General features: G+C 72.9%; 18 protein-coding genes. 8 read left to right on the forward strand and 10 right to left on the reverse strand.

Features of this window, described 5'->3' with window-relative positions:
- Positions 1–214: 214 nt before the first annotated feature.
- Positions 215–3,820 (forward strand): helix-turn-helix transcriptional regulator, encoded by a 3,606-nt coding sequence (locus tag ACZ592_RS15680; RefSeq protein WP_471582458.1) that lies wholly within the window; start codon positions 215–217, stop codon positions 3,818–3,820.
- Positions 3,821–3,923: 103 nt separating this feature from the next.
- On the opposite strand, the gene ACZ592_RS15685 is transcribed toward ACZ592_RS15680, so the two are convergent.
- The 6 genes from ACZ592_RS15685 to ACZ592_RS15710 form a co-directional block, all read right to left on the reverse strand.
- Positions 3,924–5,549, reverse strand: a complete 1,626-nt coding sequence (locus tag ACZ592_RS15685) for a class I adenylate-forming enzyme family protein (RefSeq protein ID WP_471582086.1) — start codon at positions 5,547–5,549, stop codon at positions 3,924–3,926.
- Between the two features lie 282 nt (positions 5,550–5,831).
- A complete protein-coding gene (locus ACZ592_RS15690) occupies positions 5,832–7,076 on the reverse strand; it encodes an LCP family protein (protein ID WP_471582087.1) in 1,245 nt (414 codons plus the stop codon).
- Positions 7,073–9,229 (reverse strand): bifunctional polysaccharide deacetylase/glycosyltransferase family 2 protein, encoded by a 2,157-nt coding sequence (locus tag ACZ592_RS15695; protein ID WP_471582088.1) that lies wholly within the window; start codon positions 9,227–9,229, stop codon positions 7,073–7,075. The genes ACZ592_RS15690 and ACZ592_RS15695 overlap by 4 nt, the downstream gene beginning before the upstream one ends.
- Positions 9,226–9,612, reverse strand: a complete 387-nt coding sequence (locus ACZ592_RS15700; RefSeq protein WP_471582089.1) for a hypothetical protein — start codon at positions 9,610–9,612, stop codon at positions 9,226–9,228. The genes ACZ592_RS15695 and ACZ592_RS15700 overlap by 4 nt, the downstream gene beginning before the upstream one ends.
- Positions 9,613–10,199: 587 nt before the next feature.
- Entirely contained in the window at positions 10,200–11,348 is a 1,149-nt protein-coding gene (locus tag ACZ592_RS15705; protein WP_471582090.1) for a hypothetical protein, read from the reverse strand.
- The gene (locus ACZ592_RS15710) at positions 11,345–12,418 is read right to left on the reverse strand and encodes a hypothetical protein (protein ID WP_471582091.1); all 1,074 of its coding nucleotides are present in this window, start codon (positions 12,416–12,418) and stop codon (positions 11,345–11,347) included. The genes ACZ592_RS15705 and ACZ592_RS15710 overlap by 4 nt, the downstream gene beginning before the upstream one ends.
- A gap of 286 nt (positions 12,419–12,704) precedes the next feature.
- Between ACZ592_RS15710 and ACZ592_RS15715 the strand changes: the two genes are divergently transcribed.
- Together ACZ592_RS15715 and ACZ592_RS15720 are read left to right on the forward strand one after the other, a co-directional pair.
- On the forward strand, positions 12,705–13,469 hold the full coding sequence (locus ACZ592_RS15715; RefSeq protein ID WP_471582092.1) for a polysaccharide deacetylase family protein: 765 nt from the start codon (positions 12,705–12,707) through the stop codon (positions 13,467–13,469).
- 134 nt (positions 13,470–13,603) lie between these two features.
- Positions 13,604–14,305: a DUF2470 domain-containing protein gene (locus ACZ592_RS15720; protein ID WP_471582093.1), complete on the forward strand. Its 702-nt coding sequence runs from the start codon at positions 13,604–13,606 to the stop codon at positions 14,303–14,305.
- A 34-nt stretch (positions 14,306–14,339) separates the two neighbouring features.
- Here ACZ592_RS15720 and ACZ592_RS15725 read toward each other — a convergent pair whose 3' ends face one another.
- Together ACZ592_RS15725 and ACZ592_RS15730 are read right to left on the reverse strand one after the other, a co-directional pair.
- On the reverse strand, positions 14,340–14,921 hold the full coding sequence (locus tag ACZ592_RS15725) for a dihydrofolate reductase family protein (RefSeq protein WP_471582094.1): 582 nt from the start codon (positions 14,919–14,921) through the stop codon (positions 14,340–14,342).
- Between the two features lie 403 nt (positions 14,922–15,324).
- Positions 15,325–16,281: an alpha/beta fold hydrolase gene (locus ACZ592_RS15730; protein ID WP_471582095.1), complete on the reverse strand. Its 957-nt coding sequence runs from the start codon at positions 16,279–16,281 to the stop codon at positions 15,325–15,327.
- Positions 16,282–16,429: 148 nt separating this feature from the next.
- Here ACZ592_RS15730 and ACZ592_RS15735 point away from each other — a divergent pair, with 148 nt between their 5' ends.
- Positions 16,430–16,699 carry a hypothetical protein gene (locus ACZ592_RS15735; RefSeq protein WP_471582096.1) on the forward strand — a complete coding sequence of 90 codons (270 nt, stop codon included), beginning with the start codon at positions 16,430–16,432 and terminating at the stop codon, positions 16,697–16,699.
- Positions 16,700–16,708: 9 nt separating this feature from the next.
- Here the strand turns inward: ACZ592_RS15735 and ACZ592_RS15740 are convergent, their stop codons facing one another.
- A complete protein-coding gene (locus ACZ592_RS15740) occupies positions 16,709–17,419 on the reverse strand; it encodes a class F sortase (protein ID WP_471582097.1) in 711 nt (236 codons plus the stop codon).
- A gap of 9 nt (positions 17,420–17,428) precedes the next feature.
- Entirely contained in the window at positions 17,429–18,238 is an 810-nt protein-coding gene (locus ACZ592_RS15745) for a hypothetical protein (RefSeq protein ID WP_471582098.1), read from the reverse strand.
- Between the two features lie 796 nt (positions 18,239–19,034).
- Between ACZ592_RS15745 and ACZ592_RS15750 the strand changes: the two genes are divergently transcribed.
- From ACZ592_RS15750 to ACZ592_RS15765, 4 genes are all read left to right on the forward strand, one after another.
- A complete protein-coding gene (locus tag ACZ592_RS15750) occupies positions 19,035–20,720 on the forward strand; it encodes a sulfite oxidase (protein WP_471582099.1) in 1,686 nt (561 codons plus the stop codon).
- A 246-nt stretch (positions 20,721–20,966) separates the two neighbouring features.
- A complete protein-coding gene (gene sigK, locus ACZ592_RS15755) occupies positions 20,967–21,551 on the forward strand; it encodes an ECF RNA polymerase sigma factor SigK (protein ID WP_471582100.1) in 585 nt (194 codons plus the stop codon).
- Entirely contained in the window at positions 21,548–22,420 is an 873-nt protein-coding gene (locus tag ACZ592_RS15760; RefSeq protein WP_471582101.1) for an anti-sigma factor, read from the forward strand. Before sigK ends, ACZ592_RS15760 begins: the two co-directional genes overlap by 4 nt.
- Before the next feature lie 127 nt (positions 22,421–22,547).
- Complete coding sequence (locus ACZ592_RS15765) at positions 22,548–23,198, forward strand: fasciclin domain-containing protein (protein WP_471582102.1); 651 nt, start codon at positions 22,548–22,550, stop codon at positions 23,196–23,198.
- Positions 23,199–23,264: the final 66 nt, after the last annotated feature.

Here is a 23,264-nt window from a genome sequence, read left to right on the forward strand (position 1 = left end):
ATCGCCCTGACGTCGCCCTGACGCCGGGCTTCGGCATTCCGTAGGTGGTGAGCCCCTATTGCGACTTCGCCCGGGGGACGAGTAGACCACCGTTCAACGAACGCCGTGCTCCGGCGAGAAGAGCCCATGAGCCCCGCGACACGCGGCGGCCCACCGGGGCCTCCGGAGACGACGGCAGGCGAGAGGCGGAGCCGTGAACAGACGTTCCTTCGACATGATCCGGAACGTGGACGCGGGCACAGACGCAGACGTAGCCGCAGACGCAGACGTGGAAGTGAAAGTGGAGCCGGCCGGCGGGAGCGGTAGCGGTTCCGTCGGGCGGGCCGAGGAGGCGCGGCGCCTGCGGGAGGCACTGCGCGAGGGGCCGGTCGTCGCGGTGGTACGGGGCGAGACCGGGACCGGTGTCTCCCGTCTGGTGGACGACGTGCTCGGCGAGGCGGAGTTCGCGGGGTGGACGCAGTTGCGCGGGGTTTGCCGGGCCACGGTGGGCGTGGCTGCCGGAGCCGACGTCCGGGCGTCGGCCCCTACGGCACTCACGCCCGTCGGCGACACCCCGCTGAGGCCCGTCGCTGCCGCGCCGTCCGCGCCCGCCGCCGACCCCGCAGCCCCCTCTACCTCCTCTACCCCTGCAGATCCCCAAGCCTCCGCAGCACCCTCTGATCCCGCAGACCCCACCAAGCTCACTGACCCCACCGACTACACAGCCTCAGCCTCCTCAGCACCCACAGACCACACAAGCACCTCAGGCACCTCAAACCCTGCAGCCCCCACGCCCTCCTCGACCCTCACCTCCCTCACTCCCCTCACTCCTCTCACTCCCCTCTCCCCCATCACCGACGCGCTGGCCGGCCTGCCGTACGGGCCCGGTGCCTCCGGCCGCCCCCTCCCCGCCCTGACGGGGGCTCTGGCACTCCTCGTACCCGAGTTGGCCGACCGTCTGCCCCGGCCGCCCGCGGCCGTCACCGACCCGGAGGTGTGGCGAGGAGTGCTGCCGCGAGCCGTCGCGGCGCTGCTGGCCTCGCTCGGGGACGTCGTCCTGGTGGTGGAGGACGTCCACCGTGCCGACCCCGCCACCCTCGCCCTGCTCCAGCACCTGGTCGCCGCGATGCCGCCCCGGCTGCGGCTGGTCGTCACCGAGGACGCCGCGCCGGGGCTGCCGGTTTTCGGCGTGCGGCTGCCCGCGCGGGTCCCGGTCGAGGAGATCGACGTCCGGGCGTGGACGTGTGCTCAGACGGAGGAGTTCGTACGCCGATGGCTGCAGGCCCACCGGCCGCAGCCCGCCGAGGATCTGCACGACATGGTCGTCCTGGTGCACGAACTGACCGGCGGGCTGCCGGAAGTGGCCGAAGCGTTGCTGCGGTCCGCCGGGGAGTTGTCGCGCACGCGCGAGCGGGGCGGGACACGGGCCGCATTCGCGGCGGCCGAACGGCCACAGGTCGCCCCACCGGTCGTCCGGGACATCCGCGAGGAAAGGCCCCGCGCAGAGAGGACCGGCCCAGCGAGGACCGGCGCGGAAACGGTCGGAGCGGAAAGGGCCAGTGCGAAAAGGGTCGGAGCGGAAGGGGTCGGCGAGGGAACGATCCGTGAGGAGTGGCCCTCCGCGGGAGACCGCGCCAGGACCGCGGTCGGCACCATGCTCACAGCCCTCCGCGACATCGACGTACCGCCCGCGCTCCGGCGCGATTTCGCCCAGCGGTACGCGGGGCTCGGCGAGGACGCCGTGCGCGTCGTGGAAGCGGCGGCGGTACTCGACCGGGCGGTGCCGGTAGCCGTGCTCGCCGAGGTGGCCGGAGTCACCGCCGAGCGCACCGAGGCGGCCGTGGACGCCTGCGTACGGCAGGCCGTGCTGCGGGGCGACGGGCCGCGCCCCGTGTTCCGGTACCCGCTGGACCGCCGGGCCGCGCTGGCCCGGCTGCCGGGGACGCGGCTGGCCCGGCTCAGCCTTCGCGCCGCGCGGGCTCTGCACCGAGGCGGTGACCTCACGGCTCGCGACACGGGTCGCGGCACACAGCACAGCGCAGGGCACAGCACGGGCCACGGCACAGGTGACGGTCCGTCCGACGGCCCGGTCCCGCTGATCGACCTGGCCCGGCTGTACACCGCGGCCGGACGCGTACGCGAAGGTCTTCGCTGTCTCGTCGTGGCGGCCGACCGGGCGGCCCGGGCCGGCGACTACTCCACCGCCACCAGCCTCTACACGCGGGCCATCGCCGAGGACCCGCGCCCCGAAGGCCGCGTCCGCACGGCCGCGAAGCTGGCCCGCACCGCTCAACTCGCCCGCGCCGACGAGCATGTGGTCGCCGCGGTACGGCGCGTCCTGGACGAGGACGCGCCGCCGCCCCGGCTGCGCGGCGAGATCAGGCTGCACCTGAGCGTCGTGCTCCGCAATCAGAGCGGCGGGGCGCTTGACAGTCTGAACGAGGTCGCCCGCGCCATCCCCGACCTGGAGCTCACCGACCCGCAGACCGCCGCCCGCGCCATGGCGGTGGCCGCCATCCCCTCCATCAAGGGCTGGCCCGTCGAACGTCACCTGCACTGGCTCGACCGCGGCGAGACGCTCACCGGGCAGGTCACGGACCCGGGCGCGCGGGCCGCCATCGCCGCCAACCGCGCCACCGCGCTGATGCTGCTCGGCGATCCGCGGGCCTGGGCGGCCACCGAGGAGCTGCACGGCCCGGCCGACACCGCCATGGAGGCGGCGCACCACGCCCGGGGCTGGACCAACCTGGCGCACGCCGCGACCGCCCTCGGATACGACGTGCGGGCCCGCGAGTTCCTCGAACGGGCCGCGCACTGCCTCGCCGACAGCAGGAGCCCGTACCTCGAAGGGCTCACGCAGACCGCCCAGTTGGTGCTCGCCTGGCACGAGGGGCGCTGGCAGGGGCTGCACGACGCCGCCGACCGCACCACCCGCCTCTACGCGGAGATACCGGATCTGACATCGGAGGCCATGCTGGTGCGCGGGCTGACCGCGCTGCACCTGCTCGGCGACGTGCCGCGGGCCCGCCGCGATCTCGCGGAGGCCGCCCGGATCACCCGGTACGACACCGGCGTCATCCTCACCGCGTCGGCCGCCGCCACCGCCCGCATCCACCTGGAGGCCGGGCGCCCGGGCCAGGCGTGCGAGGCGGTGGAGGAGACCTTGCACCGCCTCGAACGCACAGGAGGCTGGGTATGGGCCGGTGAGGTGGCTCCCATGGCCGTGGAGGCCCTGCACGGCAGCGGGCAGAGCGCGCGAGCCCGGCGGCTCGTCGCGGACTTCGCCGCGGGGACCGGGTGGCAGGACGCGCCCGCCGCCCGTGCCGCGCTCACCGTGTGCCGGGCCCTGCTCGCGGAGGCCGAAGGCCGGCCGGAGGAGGCCGTCGGCCTGCTGGGTGACGCGGAGGCGCGGTGGCGCGGGCTCGGCCGGCCCTTCGATGCCGCACGGGCGGCGGAGGCCCGTGGTCGCTGCCTGCTCGGCCTGCACGGTGAAGCGGCCGCCGACGTCATCCAGGACGTGGTCGAGGCCTACCGGGAGCTCGGCGCGCGCTGGGACGTGGCCCGTTGCCAACGGCTTCTGCGCCGCCACGACATCGTCACCACCCACCGCCGCGGCCGTCTCGGCTACGGCGACCAGCTCTCGCCCCGCGAGCGGGAGGTGGCGCAGCTGGTCGTCCAGGGCCGGGCGAACCGTGAGATCGCCGAGAGCCTGGTCCTGTCGACCCGCACGGTCGAGCACCATGTGGCGCGTGTCATGCGGAAGTTGAACGTCACGTCGAGGACCGGCATCGCCCAGGCGGGCCTGACGGACGACGAGTCGCGGGCGGGCCGGCAGGGATAGGCGACGGCGGGCCGGCACTCCGGCGGGAGCCGGCGCGCCGGCCCGCGACGACCCGCCGCCCGCGACAAGCGGCGACGGCCGGTTGTGGCGGCGACGGTCGCGCCTACGTCGCGCTCAGCGCCCCGCTCGTCCACTCCGCGCGCAGCGCCTTCTTGTCCACCTTGCCGACCTTGGTCGTGGGCAGCCGGTCGAGCAGGACCGTCCTGCGGGGCGTGTACAGGTCGCCCAGCTCCGCGGTCACCGCACGGCCGACCTCGTCCGGGTCGACGTCCGCGCCCTCGGCCGTGGCCAGGAAGACCTGCACGGCCTCGCCGTAGTTCTCGTCCGGCACGCCCAGCGCCGCCGCGTTGCGCACACCGGGCAGGGTGAGCAGGAAGTCCTCGAGGACCCGGGAGTAGACGTTGTCGCTGGTGCTTCCGGTGACGATGATGTCCTTGGCCCGGTCGACGAGGTACAGGTACCCCTCGGGGTCGAGGTAGCCCATGTCCCCGGTGCGCAGCCAGCCGTCCCGCAGGGCCTCGGCGGTACGCTCCGGGTCCTCGTAGTAGCCAAGCATCACCGTCTCGCCCCGGACGCACACCTCGCCGACCTGCCTGACCGGCAGCGCGGCCGTGCTGTCCTCGCCGCGGATCTCGATCTCGGTGTCGGATATCGCGCGGCCGCAGCTGCGCCAGAGCTCGGGCCGCAGGGCTCCCTCCGTGGCGAGCTCCTCCGCGCCGAACGCGGCGATGCCGAGCGCCTCCGACTGCCCGTACCCCTGGCTGAGCACGGGGCCGAAGACCTCGACCGCCTGCCGCAGCCGGCTCGGGGAGGTGGCCGCGCCGCCGACGACGACCCGTCGCAGCGCGGGCAGGGCGCCCGGCTCGCACTCCGGGTGGTCGAGGAGCGCGTACATCATGGGCGGTACGAACATGGTGGCGGTGATCCGCTCCTCGCGCAGCACCTGAAGTGCCGCGCCCGCCTCGAACTCGGGCAGCACGACGAGGACGGACCCGGTCACCAGCGCCTGGACCGAGGTGAGATGGCCGCTGCCGTGCGTGAGGAGCGTGGCGGCGAGCACCCGGTCCGTGCCCGTGTCCATGCTCGGGAAGACCGCGGGCCGGGAGTCCTCGGAGGACTCGTCCACCAGGCCCACCAGCGTGTCGTACAGCCGGTGGCTGTGCGCGGCGAGCTTGGGGCGGCCGAGGGTGCCGCCGGTGTAGAGGACGGTGACGGCCTCGTCGGCCGCCGGGGCGGGTACGCCGGCGGGGCGTTCCTCGGGGCACTCCGCCGCCAGGGCGAGCAGGTCCGCGCACTGCTGCTCGCAGGGTCCGAGACTGAGGAGCGCGGGCGCGTGGACGCTCCGGCCCGCCGCGTCGGCGGCCCGGGCGGCGAAGAGCGGGTCGGTGACCACGGCGCGCGCCCGGGACTGCTCGACCAGGGCTGCGAGTTCGCCGGGTCCCGGCTCGGGCGGCAGGAACACGACGCGGCAGCCGATGAGGTGGACCGCGAGCTGCACCAGCACGGAGTCCACACGATTGGCCAGGAACAGCCCCACTCCGTCGCCGGGTCCGAGCCCCTGCCCGCGCAGCGCGTGTCCGAGGCGGAACAGCTGCCGGCGGGCCTCTCCCCGGGTCAGCCGTCGCGCTCCCTGCACGAGCGCCTCGGCGTCCTCGTCCTCGTGCCAGTGCTCCAGGACGCGGTCCACGTACGTCCGCGCCCCGGGTGTTTGCTGAGGGTTGATGATCATGGGCACATGCAAACATGCGACGCTTGGGGCGCGGCTCGCGAGGGGGCACCTTCGGCCATCGGGCGACGGGTACTATGCCCCGCTTTGGGGCAGCTGATCGGCTCTCTGTGGTACTTGTCCACGAGCGCGGGTACTCCGGGGCAAGGAATGGTGCCCGTCCGTTCCTCCCGCCCCCGGCGCCTCGTCCGGCCGTCGGGCCGCCGCCGGCACCCGCTCGTCGAACCGCCTCGCGCAGACCCCCGGCAACCGGTCCCGGCGCCCGTCCGCGCCGGAGCCGCTCCGTCACCGGCCGCCCCTCTCCGTCACCGGCCGGTCGTGCCGCAGGTCGTCGAAGAGCCGGGCCGACCGCTCGCGGTCCCACTTCAGTACGTTGCCCTTGGGCGTGGGGACGCCGAAGCCGGACACGGGCATGTTGATCTGCTTGCCGTCACCGCCCGCGACGCCCTGCACGGCGCGGAACATGCCGCTGAGGTCGCGCAGGTTCATGTCCTTGTCGACGATGAGCGTGTCGAGGCCGGCCTGCACGGCGGGACCGATCTCCGTCGGGTCGAAGAGGGTGCCGGGGCGGGCGGCCTGATGGGCGAGGGTCGAAAGGAACTTCTGCTGGTTCCTCGACCTGCCCAGGTCGCCCTCCTTCTCCTGGTGCCGCTGGCGGACGAAGGCGAGCGCCTGCTTGCCGCTCAGGACGTGGCAGCCCTCGCGCAGGTCGGCGCCCGACTTCTTGTCCTTGATGTCCCGGTCCAGGCACATCCGGACGCCGCCGATGGCATCGACGATGTTCACGAACCCGGCGAAGCCGATCTCCGCGTAGTGGTCGATGCGCAGCCCGGTGTTCTTCTCTACGGTGTGCGCGAGCAATTCGGGGCCGCCGTAGGAGAAGGCGGCGTTCAGCTTGTCCCCCTCGGGTCGCTTCGTCTTGCCCGTCGTGGTGTCGAGGCGGCCGGGCAAGGTCACCAAGGAGTCGCGGGGCAGGCTGACCATGCTGCTGCCGTGGGCGCCGGTGTGCAGCAGCATCATCGAGTCGGTGCGCCGTCCGCCGCCCCCGCCCGCGTGCAGGTCCTTCACGGCGCCCTCGGAGAGCCCGTCGCGGCTGTCCGAACCCACGATCAGGTAGTTGGTGCCCTTGCCCGGCGGCGGACGGTCCCCGTACGCGCCGAGGTCGACGTCACGGTTGAGCCGGGTCTCGGCCCAGCCGTACGTACCGCCCGCCGCGAGGACCACGACGCCCAGGACGACGAGCACCGCGCGCCGCAGCCTCCTGTGCCTCTTCGGCTGCCGGGCGTGGGCGCGCCGGGGGCCGTAGCGGGAGCTGGGGCGGTCGGCGAAGCGGTCGCGGGCGGTGGCGCCGTCCGGGGCCGGGGGCGGTGCCGAGGCCGCTTCCGGGCGCCCGTCAGTGTCGGGGGCGGCATCCGTGTACGGCTCCGGGCGCCACAGCTCGCCCGTCACCCGTACCGGCCGCCCGCCGTTCCCCTGGTGCTCCCCCGTGGGTGTGGCGCGTGCGGCCCGCCGGTCGAGCGGGTCTGTCATCGTCGGCTCCCTTGGTCGGGTGCGAGGTCCAACTCGCGCGGGTGCGGCCCGTCGAGCGGCTCCCCGCCCGGCTGCCCGGCCGGTGCCGTCCCGCCGGACGGGGCATCCAGCAGATACGGATCGGCGGTGCCGGTGCGCTTCATGCTGTGCCACTTCAGGCGGGTGCCGAGCAGCGCCGTGGTCACGGAGTGGATGACCACCAGGTACATCAACTGCCGGTAGACGAACTGCTGGAGCGGCAGCACCCAGAGCACGCGCAGCCGTTCGCGGTCGAGCCGCAGCGCGTACGCGGCGGTGACCAGTTGGACGGAGAGGAAGCCGAACCAGACGAGGGCGGCCTCCACCGGGTCCCGGAACAGCGCCCCGAACAGGGCGAACAGGTCGACGACCGGTGCGCACAGCGGCAGCACGATCTGGAACAGCGTGACGTAGAGCAGCACGCGACGGCCGAAGCGTCCGGCAGGGCCGACCTCGGTGACCGCGTGCCGGTGCTTCCACATCGACTGGAGGGTGCCGTAGCACCAGCGGTAGCGCTGACGCCACAACTGCCGCACGGTGACGGGCACTTCGGTCCAGGCGACCGCCGACTCCTGGTAGACGACGCGCCAGCCGGCCCGCCAGAGCGCCATCGTGAGGTCGGTGTCCTCGGCCAGGGTCTCGTCGCTGACGCCGCCGACGCCCATCAGGGCGTCCCTGCGGAACGCGCCGATCGCTCCGGGCACCGTCGGCATGCACTCCAGGACCTCGAACATCCGGCGGTCGAGGTTGAAGCCGAGCACGTACTCCAGGTGCTGCCACTTGCCGAGCAGACGGCGCCTGTTGCCGACCTTGGTGTTGCCGCTGACCGCGCCGACCGCCGGGTGGGCGAGCGGCTGGACGAGGCGGGCGAGCGCCTCCGGTTCGAAGATGGTGTCCGCGTCGACCATCACGACGATGTCGTGCCGGGCGTGCGCCAGGCCGGTGTTGAGGGCGCTCGGCTTGCCTCCGTTGGCCTGCCGGATCACCGTCACCCTCGGGTCGTCGATGCCCTCGGCGATGTCGGCGGTCGCGTCGGTCGAGCCGTCGTCGATCACGATGATCTGGAGGTGCGGGTAGGTGGAGGCGAGCAGCGAGTACACGGTGGAGGCGACACCGGCCTCCTCGTTGTACGCGGGCACGAGGACCGTCACCGGGTCCCGGACCTCGCGCAGCCTCGGCGCACCGGGCCGGTACCGGTGCAGCCTGCGCACGTGGAGCCGCGCGAACACCGCGAACAGGAGCATCCGCAGGACGCCGAGCACACCCGTGAGGGTCAGCGTCCACACCATCACGGTGAGGAACGCGTGCCCGAGCCGCTGCGACCAGATCAGGCCCTGGCCCTTGATCTCCTGGGCCAGGGGGGCCTGTTCGATGAAGGAGGGCCGGCCGAGACCGCCGCTGACGGTGGTGAACCGTTCCACCCTGCGGTCCCGCAGCAGGTCCTGGGCCTCGTGGTAGCCGAGGTCGGTCTGGCTGTGCTGGCTCACCAGACCCCGCCACGGCTTGCGGTCCTTGTGGTCCGACGCGACCACGAGGTACCCCTGCTCCGCCGCGCGCCGCGCCGCCGGCCACTGGGGGCCGCAGAGCGTGTCGGCGGCCGTGGTGTGCGGCAGCCGCAGCAGGGTGGTGTTGATGCCGGCGGAACCGGCGAAGGCGCTCTGGGTGAGCGACAGTTCGAGGCGTGCGCGCAGCGGCGAGGCGACCCCGAGGTCACCGCCGCTGTAGGTGTACGAGCCGATCTCGTGGCCCTCGTACAGGATCCGCCGCATCAGCTTCGGGTGCTTGGCCGCGTCCTTCCCGTAGACGAAGAAGGTCGCCTGCGCGTGGTGCCTGCGCAGCAGGTCGAGCAGGCGGGGCGTCCACACCGGGTCGGGCCCGCCGTCGAAGGTGAGCGCGACGGTGCCCGGCGGCATCGCGGCGGTGGCGACTTTCTTACGGCCGAAGCGCAGCAGTGGCTTTCCGTCGTCGGCCTCGCGCGGGATCGGCCGGGTGCACAGCGGTTTGGTGCGCGCGGCGTCGACCTGATGGGTCGTCCAGCCCTCGAAGACGAGGGCGACGGCGACCACCAGGAGGACCAGCAGGAGGACGAGCCAGTGTCCGCGCGGCGGGCGGCGGACAGCGGTTCGCGGGGTCACTGCCCGGGGTCTCCGGCCGACGGTGCGGATCTGTCGGCGGGCGGGCGGTGTTCGTCGCGGTCCGCACGGGCCTTGGTCTGCTGCCGGTGGGCCTCGTCCCGGACCTGTGCGCCGGCGCCCTGCCGTGTCCGGTCGGCGTCCCGGTCGGCTACCGACGGGCTCTTCGTGCTCGGCGGGTGCGTGCCGACCGGCTGCCAGAGGCCGCTGACCAGCGTGCCGACGAACAGCAGATAGCCGAGGCAGGCGCAGCCGACGACCAGCGCCATGCCTTGCAGCGCGCGCCTGCGCCAGCCCGACCGGTCGATGAAGACGGGGAGTTGGGGTTCGCCTTCCCGGGGGCGCCGGGGCGCGGGGGTCGCGCGGTGGGGCACGCCTTGCGGCATGTGCCGTTCCGTGTCCCGCGGTCCCGTGTACCGCGCCGTGTGCTGCTCCCTGCGGGCAGCGGGTATCGACGACGACCATCGCCCGTCGTGCGGTGTGCTGGCTATGTGGGGGGTGCCCTGCACTGGTGCTCCTGATCTGCGGTCGCGCACGCGCGACTCTTTGTGTGGGGGGTACGGGCCCGGGGGCCCGCGGGTACTGCCCGTGAGACGTCTCGGCCGCGTCCCGGTGCCCGGTGCGTACGGAGGGATTCCATACCGGCGCGCGCCAGGGGCCGTTCCCGGGTGGGGCCGGGAGGGCCACGTACGCATACGCCTTCGCAGGGGCCGGGAGGCCGGGGTGCGGCGGTCGGTCGTCACGCAGGCCCCGACCCTACTCGGGCAACCGGGTGGCAGGGCAACAGGTCACCCGGGGACCAAAGTCGGGCAAACCCACGCCCGAGTGGGCCTCTTGCCCGGATGTGAGAAACGCCTCCGCCCGTTCGGCGGCGGAACGGAACCGTCCGAAGCGAGCGGTCCGGGAGGGACTGAGCCCCGTCCGGGAGCGGCCGAGCGCCGTTCGAGCCGGGGGGGCGACCACGCCCGCCGTCTCAGCCGAACCGCAGGATGCGCGGCGCGAACGTGCCCTCGGGGCCGTCGGCGCGGCCGACCGACCACACCGTCGCCGTGCCCGGCACCGGCGCGAGCCTCGGCACCTGGGACTCGCCCTCCCCGGCCACCGCCGGCTCGCTGTACTCGGTGAACGACTGCGACTGCCCGTTCCAGGCGAGGAAGTCCGGCCCGGGGACGATCGGCGGCCCGCCCGGCGGGCCCAGCTTCTGCGAACGGGCCACCGAGACCCAGCCGAGCCCGCCGGACGGGGCGGGCGCCAGCGAGCTGATCGCGCCGAAGCCGGTGGGCACCGTCACCTGGCTCCACTTCTCCCCGTCCCAGCGGACCAGCAACGGCGGAATCGGCTTGCCCGGCGGGCCGCCGACGAACCCGGCCGTGCCACCCGCCCACACCTCGGTCGGCGAAACCGCGAGCACGCTGCCCACGGCCGACCGGGGGAACCCGTCCACGATCGTCTGCTGCCACGCCTGCCCGTCCCAGTGCGACACGGTCGCGCCCGACGCGGAGGCGCCCGCGGCCCAGACGTCGTCTGCGGCAAGGACGTGCAGGCCGTTCACGGATCCGGGCGGCGACGGCACGTCCTGCCAGCCGTGCCCGTCCCTGCGCAGCAGCACCTGCACACCGTCGCGCGAACCGGTCAGCCAGGTCTCGCCGCCCCCGGCGACGGCCTTGGCCAGGACGACACCGCTCGGCGCCCGGCTCTCCTCCCACGAGGTGCCGTCGTACCGGAGCAGGTGGGCGGCGCCCGCCGCGTCGCGGCCGACCGCCCACACCGCGGTGGGCGAGGTCGCGGCGACGGACAGCAGTTCGCCCTGCCAGCGGATGCCGGGCAGCTCTTGTCGCTGCCAGGCCGTCCCGTTCCAGCGCAGCACCAGCGGGAAACCCGGCGCCTGACGGCCGACGGCGTCGGCGCCCACGGCCAAGGCCCGGTGCGGCCCGAAGGCCACGGCCTCGTTGAGCCCGGCCTGCGGGCGCACTTGGGGCGGGACGGGCACGTGCTGCCAGGACTGCCGCGGAGACCGCTGCGCGGACCCCTGTGAGGACCCGGTGTCCGCCGCGGCCGATGTCATGACGGTCGTGAGCGCCACGGCGGCGGCGAGGGCCGCGGCGAGATGTCTGCGGGTCATGGTCGGCCTCCGAGCCGCTCGCTCATCAGATGCGGTTTCGATCCGTAGATCTCGACGGTCCCGAAGGACAACAGGGCGGACCCCGCGGTCGCCAGCGCGCGAGGGCTGACGTCGATCGCGTCGGTGCGCTCCGGGCCGTACGAGAAGGTCGTGCGGCGGCCGTCCACCCGTGCGTACTTCGACTGGAACGCGCGGTCGCTGCGCACCGGCAGCCACAGGGCGCCGTCCGGCCCGCGCACCATGGCCTCGGTGTACGTGTCGCCGAGCGGCGGGTAACCGGTCTTCCAGGTACGCCCGTCGAAGGTCATCAGGTAGGTGCGGGCGACGCCGTCGGTGTACCGGCTGCCGCCGAGCGTGGCCCGGCCCGAGGGTTCGAGCAGGATCGTGTGCACGTTGCTGTCCGGCGGCAGCGTCACCTTCGCGTCCCGCCACGCCGTGCCGTCCCAGCGCAGAACGGCGGGTCCGGTGCTGGTGTCCGCCCAGGCCCAGGCGTCGTCGGCGCTCCGCGCGGTGATCCCCATCAGGTACTGCACCCCGTCCGGGGTGGACTGCGCGGTCCAGCCCGAACCGTCGTGGCGCAGCACCTTCAGACCGGTGTCGTCCTCGCCGACCACCCACGCGGCCCCCGGCACGGCGGTGAAGTCCTGGTAGGTCCACAGGGTCTGCGGCAGCGGAACGGAGCTCCAGCCGGTCGCCGACCTGCGCAGGATCTCGCCCTCCCCCGCGCGGTTGTGGAGGATCCACACCTCCTTGCCGACGAACTGCACCTTGCCGAGCCAGCCTTGCTCACCCGCGCCGGGGAAGGCCGTGTCGCGGCGCCACGCCGTGCCGTCCCACCGGTACAGCATCGGCCGCAGCCCGTCGGCGGTGTTCTCGTACCCGGTCGCCCAGACGTCGCGCGGTCCCCGGGCGGCGAGGTCCAGCACGGTGACCGGCGCGGCGGCCGCCGGAACCGGCAGCGCCGACCAACTCGGCTGCACGGGCGTGGCCGTGGCCGTGGCCTCAGTCGGCGACACGACCGCGGCGCACGCGAGAACAAGGCAGACGAGGACCGCACGGAGACCGTTCACGAGACCCCCCAGGGCGCGAAGGCCGCAGAGCATACGGGCGTGGACATGTCCGCGGACAGTCAACATCCGGCCGATCGCGCGGATCTCGCAGATCTCGCAGATCTCGCAGATCTCGCCGACCGCGACGAACCACCCTCTCCCGCCCGCCGATCGCGACGAGTTGTCCGCGAACCCTCCCGGAATTGTCCGCGATCCGTAACAGCGGGATCCTCCGGCCGCAGTGCACCGTCATGCCAGGTGGTCGCAGGGCGGCCGGGATGGTGAAGGACTTCGCAAAGGGGCGGACATGGCACGGCACAGCGGCGGGCGGGGCTGGTACGGCAAGGTGATCGGGGCTGCGCTCGGGGTGACGATGCTCGCGACCGGCGCCTCGGTGTGGAGTGCGCAGGCCGGCACCACTGACGACGCGTCACCCTCGGCGAAGGCGCCGGCCAAGGCCGTCAAGCCGGTCTCCGCGACGATCGCGCACGCCTCGGACGCGGGGCAGCGCGGCGTCAACATCACCATCGACGACGGCCCCGACCCCAAGTGGACTCCCCGCATGCTGGACCTGCTGCGGGAGTACGGGGCGAAGGCCACGTTCTGCATGGTGGGGACACAGGCGCAGGCCCACCCGGACGTCGTCAAGAAGGTCGTCGCGGCCGGGCACCGGCTGTGCGACCACTCGGTGTCGCACAACACCGGCATGGACAAGGACGCGCAGAGCTACCAGTCGCGGCAGATACTCGACGCCGAGCGCATGATCACCAAGGCGTCCGGGGGCGTGCGCCCGATGTACTACCGGGCACCCGGCGGCGCCTTCACCCCGTACAGCCGCAAGCTCGCCGCCTCCCGCGGTATGCGCCCGCTCGGCTGGAACGTGGACACCAAGGACTTCGAGCGCCCGGGTACGGATGCCATCGTCGCCACCGTCGAGCGCGAACTGCCCAACGGGCCGACGCTCCTCTTCCACGACGCGGGCGGCGACCGCACCCAGACCGTCGAGGCCCTGCGCCGGATCCTGCCCCGACTCAAGGAGCAGGGCCACACCTTCGGCTTCCCGGTGCGCTGAGACTCGGCACCCGACCGGTACCGGCGCCCGGCGTGCCGGGTCGAGGAGGTCTTCCACACCCAACTCCAGATAGGTTAGGTTAGGCATACCTAAGTTCCCTGCTTGGGTCTCTTCAACCGCTCTGGAGCACCCGCATGCGCCTGCTCAGCGCCCGGACCACGCAGCCGACCCCCGCCGAACGCGTGCACTCGATCCTGCACACCGCGCAGTCGATGACGGTGATCTGCGACGGACACCACTTCGAGGTCCACCGGATCGACGGCACGGAGGCGATGGGCCACATCCATCTGCACGCCCCCGAAGAGCGGGTGACATCGCCGCACCCGCGCCTCCCGGCCCGCCTCGAACTCACCGACATCGCCCCCACCGCGGCACGCGACCGGCTGCGCGCCCGCGTCACCGTCACCGGGCTGCTCACGGCCCCGTACAGCGAAGAGGCCTCGCAGAGCACGTGCATGGAGTTCGGTGCCGCGTTCTACGAGGACGGGCAGGGCCGCCGTGCCGTCAGCCTGGACGAACTCTGCGATGCCACGCCGGACCCGCTGGCCGGGAGCGAGGCCGACATGCTCACCCATCTCGTGGACGGCCACGCGGAACTCGTGCCGCTCCTGGTCCGCCTGGTGCAGCCGCGCCCGGCCAAGGGCATGCTCCGCGCGGTCCCTCTCGCGCTCGACCGGTACGGGATGACGCTGCGCCTGGAGTACCCCGCGGAGCATCTCGACGTCCGGCTGCCGTTCGCCACACCCGTCAGCGACATCGACCAGGCGGGGCCCCAGATCCGTGGGCTTCTGGCCGCCGCCCGGCGCGCCTCGCACCGCAACCGCCTGCCGGCCTGAGCTCCCTGGCGCTCCCTCAGGGGCTTCCGCGGAGTCAGACGTGCAGGGTGGGCCGGTAGATGAGTTCCTGGATGCGGCCGTCGAGCGTCCGGTGCTCGATCAGTTCGAGGTCGAAGTCGGCCGCGCCCCGGAAGATCGGGTCACGCCCGGTCCGACCGGTGATCACGGGGAAGAGCGTCACCTGGACGCGGTCGACCAGACCGGCCGCCATCAGCGCCCTGTTCATCGACAGGCTGCCGTGCGAGCGCAACGGCACCGGCGACTCCTTCTTGAGTCTGGCGACCACGTCGACGGCGTCCCCGTGCGCGAGATCCGCGTCCGCCCAGTCGAGAGGCCCCTCCAGCGTGGTCGACACCACCGTCGCCGGCAGACTCGTCATGCGTGTGACCCACGGGTCACGCACCTCGGACTCCGCCGAGCCCGACGCCAGCATCCGCGTGAACGCCCGGTAGGTGGTGGCCCCGAAGACCATCCGCTGCTCCGCGCCGTACTGGGCGAGCCGGTGGTCGAGGAGCTCGGGCCCCTGCTTGCCCCAGTAGCCGGTCCAGCCCCCGCCCTCGGCGGTCCCGAAGCCGTCGAGGCTGGAAAAGACGTCGAACGTGTACGTGGCGGTCATGGCGCTCTCCTCGTGTCCGGTTCATCCCGCTTGGAGATGGTGGCCCCTCTCACGGATACAGACCGGCGGACACGGCAGGACTCATCGCCGTCTCGGCGGTATCCCGCCGGACGGCGAGCGCGCAGGCGAACGCGACGCGGTTCCCGGCCGATCCGGCCGAGAAGGCCGCCGCGTCCGGCGCCGCGTGCCGCCCGACGGCTTCCGTGCCCTCGCCATCAACTGCACGCCGAAACGCTGCCCGGAGACCAGTGACACCGAGGGCCTGACCGACAGGAGCCGCCTCCTCATGGAGAGGAACGGCGGTGTCACCGAGCTGGTCCGGGCCGTCGACCACGACAACGCCACGGGGGTCCGGCCCGAGATGACCGGCCTCCGGCACCAGGTGGAGCGCTGACCGCCGGCTTCAGTCGTGCGGCAGGAAGCGGGCGATCTCCGCCGCCACGACCTCGGGGATCACCGACGGCGCGAAGTGCATCTGGCCGGGGAGCGCCGTGTACGTGACGTGGGGCAGTGCGGCCGCGAGCCGGTCGAGGGTCTCCGGCATCGGCTGCCAGGTGTCGGCGCCCCGCATCAGGAGCGTCGGGGCCGTCACGGCGGACCAGCGTTCCACGTCCGTCGTGTCGGCAGCCATGGCTTCGAGGTCACGGGTCCAGCCGGGGGCGTCGGAGTGCTCGGGGTCGGAGGGCCCGGCGTCGGACGGTGCGTCGTGGGGCGGTTCGCCGTGCGGAGCTTCGTCCTGGGCCGGCCGCTCGTCGGCGGGGCCGCTCTGCTCCATGAGGTCCAGGAGCGCGGCCGGGACCCGGGCCACCTTCTCCGCCAGCAGCCGGTCGGCCCGCCGCCGGTCGCCGGCGGCTGTCAGCACCTCGAACTCGGCCAGCACAGGCCCCAGTTCCTCGCCCGCCGCGTACAGCGGGGGCTCCCACAGCACCAGCGAGCGGACCGGCAGCCCGGCCGCCGCCGCGTGCAGGGCGATGGTGGCTCCGTAGGACATGCCCACCAGGTGCACCGGGCGGCCGATCCGCTCGATCAGGACGCCGAGGTCCGCCACCTCGTCGGCGACCCGCTTCGGCGAGCGGCCCGGACCGCTCGGGGCGTACCCCCGCCGGGCGGGCAGCCACAGGTCGAACCGGTCGTCGAGCCGTTCGGCCACCGGCCGCCAGGAGTGCGTGCCGCCGCCGGAGCCGTGGAGCATGACGACCGGCGGGCCCGAGCCGAGGCGCCCGGAACCGATCGTGGTCCCGTCGAAGGACTCGTACGACGTGAGGGACAACGGCCCGGAGGACAACGACGTGGCGGACCCGGACAGTCCTACGGGTTCCGGCGACTCTGACGACTCGGACGACTTGATCGTGCTCGGCATGCCGGGACCGTTTCACGGTCCGCCCGGGCGGTGCCACCGAATTCTCTTGTTACCGAACGCGGACAGAACGCGGTGAACAATTCCCGGTCGGCCGTCATCTGACGGAGTGCAACAGCAGACCCTGATATCCCGTGGGGGGATCGCCTCGATGGCCACGTACCGCACTCGTCGTACCGTCCGTACCGTCGGCCTGGTGGCCCTCGGCACCGCCGCGGTGCTCTCGCTGACCGGCCGGCAGGACGACGAGAGGCAGCCGACCATCACCGTCACCACATCCCCCGTGGCGGCCGAGACCGCGTCCCCCGACCGCGGCCGGCCCCAGCAGGACGGCAGCGCGGCCAAGATCTACCGGCTCGGCCCCCAGCACTACCGCGCCGAACTCGTCGGCCACGGCGTCGTGGTCGGCCCCCGCTCGTAACACCCGCTGTCAGCGGCCGGGCCGGTCGAGGCGCGCGTAGACCACGACGTTGTCGCTGTAGCGGCTGCCCGTGTAGGTGCCCGCACAGGTGATCAGGCGCAGTCCGGCGTGGTCGAGGTTGCGGTAGACGTCGACGGAGGGGAAGCGGTCCTTGGCGTACTGCTCGGTCCGGGTGACCGTGAAGCGTGCCGTCGACCCGTCCTCGCGGTGTACGTAGACGCGATCTCCCTTGTCCAGGCGGGCCAGTTGGAAGAAGACGGCCTTGCTCTTGTTCCAGGTGACGTGACCGGCGATCACCGCGGGGCCTTGCGCCCCGGGAGTGGGTCCGGGCGTGAACCAGCCCGCCCGGGAGGGGTCCTTCGGCGTCTCCATCGCCCGCGCCCGGCCGAGCCCCAGCCGTTCCAGTGACGTATCGACGTCAATGTCCGGAATCGACAGGCGAGTCGGGGCGGAGGAAGCCATCACCGCCGCCCCCGACTCCGGGCGCCCCGATCCGTCCTCCGGCGACGACGAGGGCCGTCGACGCGGTCCCTCCGTGTCCGCGGAACCCGAACGGTGCGCGGACGGCACGCCGGGCGGAGCCGGCTCCTGGCGGGAGAGCGCCACCACGAGGGCCCCTGTGCCGACGATCAGGAGGACGGCGGCCACGGTGACCGACAGCCGACGCCGTCGGCCGCGTCGGTCACCGCGCAGCCGATTCGCTGCGGAGCGAAGAATCATGACGGTATGTCAGCTCGCGCTTCCGCCGGTGTGTGCCGCCCTGCGGCGCCGCACCACGAGGATTCCCGCCGCCGCCGCGACGGCCGCGCCACCACCGGCGATGAGCCCCGGCGACTCGACACCACCGGTGCCGCCCGATCCGGTCTCCACCCCGCCCGAGGGCATCGAACCGACCGCCGCGCCCTTGACCATGCCGCAGTCCGCGGGCGCGGTCGCCTCCTGGGGCAGCTTCGGGTCCAGCTCGCTCTTGCCCTTGCCGAAGTCGTACTTGCCGTTGCCGTTCGGGTCGATGCCGTGCTGGACGACGTGCAGGTCCTTGATGTGGTCGGCGACCTTCTGCGAGACGGTGATGGTCCGCTCGTAGGAGAGCTTGCCGTCCTTGCCCGCCGCGGGCATCCGGTCGACGGCCAGACCGCTCTTCTTGGCCGTGTCGCCCTTGGTGGTCAGGGAGATGTTGATGTCTCCGTAGGCCGGGAGACCCTCGGCCGTGGTGACGATGCCGTCCTTGTCCTTGTCCGCGCTCGCGTCGGGGCAGTGGAAGTCGTGCCCGTCGGTGGAGCCGTGAATGTGCTGTGCGTGCGGCTGTCCCGGCACCAGGCCCGACGCCTCTATCTTCACGTTCAGGCGGGTGCCGTCGATGGTCAGGAGCGCGGTTCCCCGGGCGCCGGAGTCGTTCAGCTGCTCCAGGTTCACCTGGTAGCTCTGCCCCGACCCGGCGTCGTCGTGACCCGGGTGCGCGGCGGCCGGCACGGCGGCGAGGGCCAGCGCGGCGGGGACGGCGGCGAGGGCGGTCAGTCGCGCGATGTGATGGGCTGTCACAGCGAGCCCCTTTCCTGTGCCGTTCGGCGGTGGCGCCGGACGGCCTCGGATCTCACGTACTTCTGACGCCTCTGATCCGGAGCCGCCCCCGGTGCGGATTGGTGTCTGTCGCACGGAATCTCTTCGAGGCGCATGACCGATGCGCACGGCCGACGTGGGCAACGGGCGCACATCGGCGGTCCACCGGTGCGCGTGTGAGTGGGTGCGCGGGTGGTACGTGGGGGCGGATGCGTTGGTGCGCGGGTGGTACGTGGGGGCTGATGTGCTGGTGCGCAGGTGGTACGTGTGCGTGTGTACGCGTCAGGTCCGCCGTTCCTGTGCCACGTGCCGAATCGCCTCCAGGACGGCGTCACGCATCCTCTGCGCCGCGCGGTCGGTGGCTTCCGCGTCACGTCGGGCTTCCGCCCCCGGGTGGCCGGTCGGCCGTGTTTCGCCGCGGTCCGGCGCCGGGTCGCCACTCCCCGCTCCCGTCCTCCACGCATGTCGTTCCATGTCTGATCCCCCGCACGCGAACACCACACCTCCGGGCACTGGGGCAGGACGCGCCCAGTGACAACGCCCGTAATTCGGCGCCCCGCGTCCGGCGGCTTGGTCGCCCCGCGTTCCCTCACTCGTTCGCCGTCAGCCGTCGCCCGTCCGGCGCGGTCGACGGAGGGGAATGGAGGGGAGGGAAGCCCGTCGACGGCGACTCGTGGACGACCCGCAGACGACCCGCAGACGACCCGTAGATGACTCGTAGATGACTCGTAGGTGTGAACGACCAATCCGAGCACGCTTCCGGGACGGATTCCTGACCATGGACCACGCAACACGCAAGCCGCCGCTCCGCGGCATCGAAGGGCTGTCCCTGGGTGCGCTGAGCGGCCTGCTGGCCGGATACGCGGCGATCGCGGTCGCCGAACTGGTCTCGGCCGCGGTGCGGCCCGAGTCGGGGCCGGTCATCGCCGTGGGCGGCGCGGCGATCGACCGCACCCCGCCCGGGGTCAAGGACTGGGCGATCCGGGAGTTCGGCACGAACGACAAGCTGGTGCTCCAGCTCGGCATCCTCGCCGTCCTGACGGTGCTGGCCCTCGCGCTGGGCATGCTGGCCACCCGAAGGCGGCTGACGGGCTCGCTCGGCGTACTGGCCTTCGGCGCGGTGGGCGCGCTCGCCGCCACCGGCCGGGCGGACTCGACGAGCCTCACCGACGCACTGCCCTCCGTCGTCGGGGCCGTGGCGGGCGCGGGCCTGCTGTACTGGATGACCGGGCGCCTCGCTCCCTGCGACGGAGCATCGGCCCGGGAGAACGGCACGGACCGGCCGACGGGCGACGCGGAGGACGGCCCGAGGGAATCGGAGCCTGCGCCCGCCCCGGCGGGATCACCCGCGAAGGCCTCCCCCAGTGGACCGGGATGGGACCGGCGCGGATTCATCCTCGCCGCCACCGCCGCGGCCGCCGCCTCGACCGGCGCCGGCCTCGCGGGCCGGGCACTGAGCGGCTCACAGGGCAAGAACGCCGTCGCCTCCCGCAACGACGTGGTCCTCCCCGCGCCATCGTCCACGGCCTCCCCCGTCCCGCGCGGCGCCGCTCTGCGCATCGACGGGATCAGCCCGTTCATGACTCCCGACGACGACTTCTACCGCGTCGACACCGCCCTGGTCGTCCCCAAGGTCGACGCCACTACGTGGAAACTCCGCATCCACGGCAAGGGGGTCAGGCACGAACTGACCGTCTCCTACGCCGACTTGCTGAAGATGCCGCTCATCGAACGTGACATCACCCTCACCTGTGTGTCCAACGAAGTCGGCGGCCCCTACGTCGGCAACGCCCGCTGGATCGGCGTCCGCCTGGCCGACCTGCTCAAGCGGTGCGGCGTCCGGCCGCCCTCCCGGGGCGGCCCGGCGGACCAGTTGGTGGCCCGTTCCGTGGACGGCATGACCATCGGCACTCCGGTGGACGACGTCATGGACGGCCGCGACGCGATGCTCGCCCTCGGCATGAACGGCCGGCCCCTCCCCTTCGAACACGGCTTCCCCGTCCGCATGCTGGTGCCGGGCCTCTACGGCTACGTATCGGCGTGCAAGTGGATCCAGGACATCGAGCTGACCACGTTCGACGCCTACGACTCCTACTGGGTCGAACGGAACTGGGCCAGACGCGCCCCCATCAAGACGGAATCCCGCATCGACACCCCCAGGCCCTTCGGCCGCCCGAAGGCCGGCACGGTCATGGTCGCCGGGGTCGCCTGGGCGCAGCATCGAGGGATCGACAAGGTCGAGGTCCGGGTCGACGACGGCCCGTGGGAGGAGGCCCGCCTGGCCGCCGAGGACACCCGGGACACCTGGCGGCAATGGTCCTACGAGTGGCGGGCCACCAAGGGCGGCCACACGCTGTTCGTGCGGGCCACCGACCGGACCGGGGAGACACAGACCGAGAAGCGGGCCGCGCCCATCCCCGACGGTGCCTCCGGATGGCACTCCGTCGTCGTCACCGTCGACTGAACCAAACCGGTCAGCGGATGGGCCCTGCCGCGACAAAACCGTGTCCGGCACTCGGCGTACGCACCCGGTCGTGAGTTACTGGTGCCGTCCGTGTCGTCAGAGTCGTCGGAGTCGTCGGAGTCGTCAGGGTCACCGGCACTGTCAGCGGTGCCGACGGCGCCGGCGTCGTCGGGACCGTCGGTCAGGTCCGGCCGGCTCGACACGGGCGCCATGCCGCACCTTCGCCGCGTCCGGAGGCCTCACCCCATGACAGAAGCCGCCCGCACCGGGGCCGGCCCGTCGGCCCGGCCCGACCTCCAGGCTCTGCTCGCCCGGGTCGCCACGGGCGACCACGACGCGTTCGCCGCGCTGTACGACGCGGTCGCGGGAGCCGTCCTCGGCACCGTCCAGACCGTGCTGCGCGACCACGCGCAGTCCGAGGAGGTCGCCCAGGAGGTACTGGTGGAGGTCTGGCGCACCGCGGGGCGCTACCGGGCCGAGCGCGGCTCGGTCGTCAACTGGGTCCTCACGCTCGCCCACCGGCGTGCCGTCGACCGCGTCCGTTCCGCCGAGGCGGCGACGGCCCGCGACCGACGCGCCGCCCTCCTGGACCACACCCCGGAGTTCGACGAGGTGACGGAGGAGGTCGAGGCCCGCATCGAACGGGAACAGGTACGGCGCTGCCTGCGCGCCCTCACCGACGTCCAGCGCCAGTCGGTGGGCCTGGCCTATTACCGCGGGCTGACCTACAAGGAGGTGGCCGAGGCCCTGTCGGTGCCCCTCGGCACGATCAAGACGCGGCTGCGCGACGGCCTGATCCGCCTGCGCGACTGCCTGGGGGTGACCGCATGACCGACATCGGTCCGCACGCGCTGACCGGGGCCTACGCCCTCGACGCCCTGGACGACGACGAGCGAGCCGCCTTCGAGCGTCACCTCGACATGTGCGCGGAGTGCGCCCAGGAAGTCCTTGAACTGTCGGCCACGGCGGGCAGGCTGGCGATCGCCCTGACGACGACACCTCCACAGGGGCTCAAGGACCAGGTGATGCGGCGGATCGGTACGGTCCGGCAGGAGCCGCCACCGACCGAGGCGTCATCGGCGGCGACGTCCTCAGCGGCGGACCCGGTGGCGCGACCGGTGGCGGACCCGCCGGCGGACCCGCCGGCAGACCCGCCGGCGGACTCGGTAGCGCCGCCGGCAGCGGCTCCGCCGACGGTCCCCGTGCAGCCGCCCTCCGCCCGCCGCTCCCGCCCCCTGCACTGGGCCCTGGCCGCCTGCCTCGTCGCGGCCGCGGCGCTCGGCGGCACGACGCTGTGGCAGCACGACCGGGCGGACGAGGCGCGCCAGGAGGCCCGGACCGCACAGCGGCAGGCGGAGCAGGTCGCCCAGGTGCTCTCGGCTCCGGACGCCAAGGTCAACTCGGCGGCCCTCACGGGAGGCGCGCGCGGCTCCGTCGTCACCTCCCACGAGCGTGACAGGGCCGTGTTCGTGGCCTCGGGGATGGCGGCGCCGCCCGAGGGCAAGGTGTACCAGCTCTGGTTCGCCGACGGCACCCACATGCGGGCGGCCGGCCTGATGAACCCCTCCCGCGCCGATCAGAGCGTCCTCATGAGCGGCTCCGTGGGCGAGGCATCCGGCATGGGCGTGACGGTGGAGCCGGCCGGCGGATCGAAGCAGCCCACCTCGAAGCCGGTGGCTCTGCTGAAGCTGCCTGCCTGATCGGGGCCGGACGCCAGAACACGCGGTCACTCGTTCGGGGAACGGACCAATCCGTCGACGTACCTGCTCCGGATTCCAGGCGATGAGGGCAGATTGCCTTCACGGATCTGATCGTTGAGGGATTTCCATGCAGACTCGAGTCCGCCGTGTTGCCGTTGCCGTCGCTGCCGCCGCCATGCTGCCGCTGGCGCTGACCGCCTGCTCCGACAGCGACTCCAAGGACAAGTCCTCCGACAGCGCGTCGGCAGCGTCGCCCAAGAAGTCGGACACCGCCGATCCGTCGGACGACATGGCCGGCATGAGCAAGCCGTTCGGCCCCGGCTGTGCCTCCGTGCCCAAGGACGGCAAGGGCAGCTTCGACGGCATGGCCAAGGACCCCGTCGCCACCGCCGCCTCCAACAACCCCGACCTGTCCACCCTGGTCACCGCGGTCAAGAAGGCCGGCCTCGTCGACACGCTCAACAGCGCCAAGAACATCACCGTGTTCGCGCCGACCAACGACGCCTTCTCGAAGATCCCGAAGGCCGACCTCGACAAGGTCCTCGCCGACAAGGCCCAGCTCACCAAGATCCTCACGTACCACGTCGTGGGCCAGAAGCTCGCTCCCAAGGACCTGGAGAACGGCTCCTACGAGACTCTGGAGAAGTCCAAGCTCACGACCTCGGGCTCCGGCGAGTCCTACAAGGTCAACGACAGCGCCAACGTCGTCTGCGGCAACGTCAAGACCGCCAATGCCGACGTGCACATCATCGACACGGTCCTCATGCCCAAGAAGTGACCCGGGCGGCACGGACTCGGAGGCGCCCCTCCCCTGCTCCGGGGAGGGGCGCCTCCGAGTCCGGTG

The organism is Streptomyces sp. NPDC040622 (assembly GCF_055593965.1).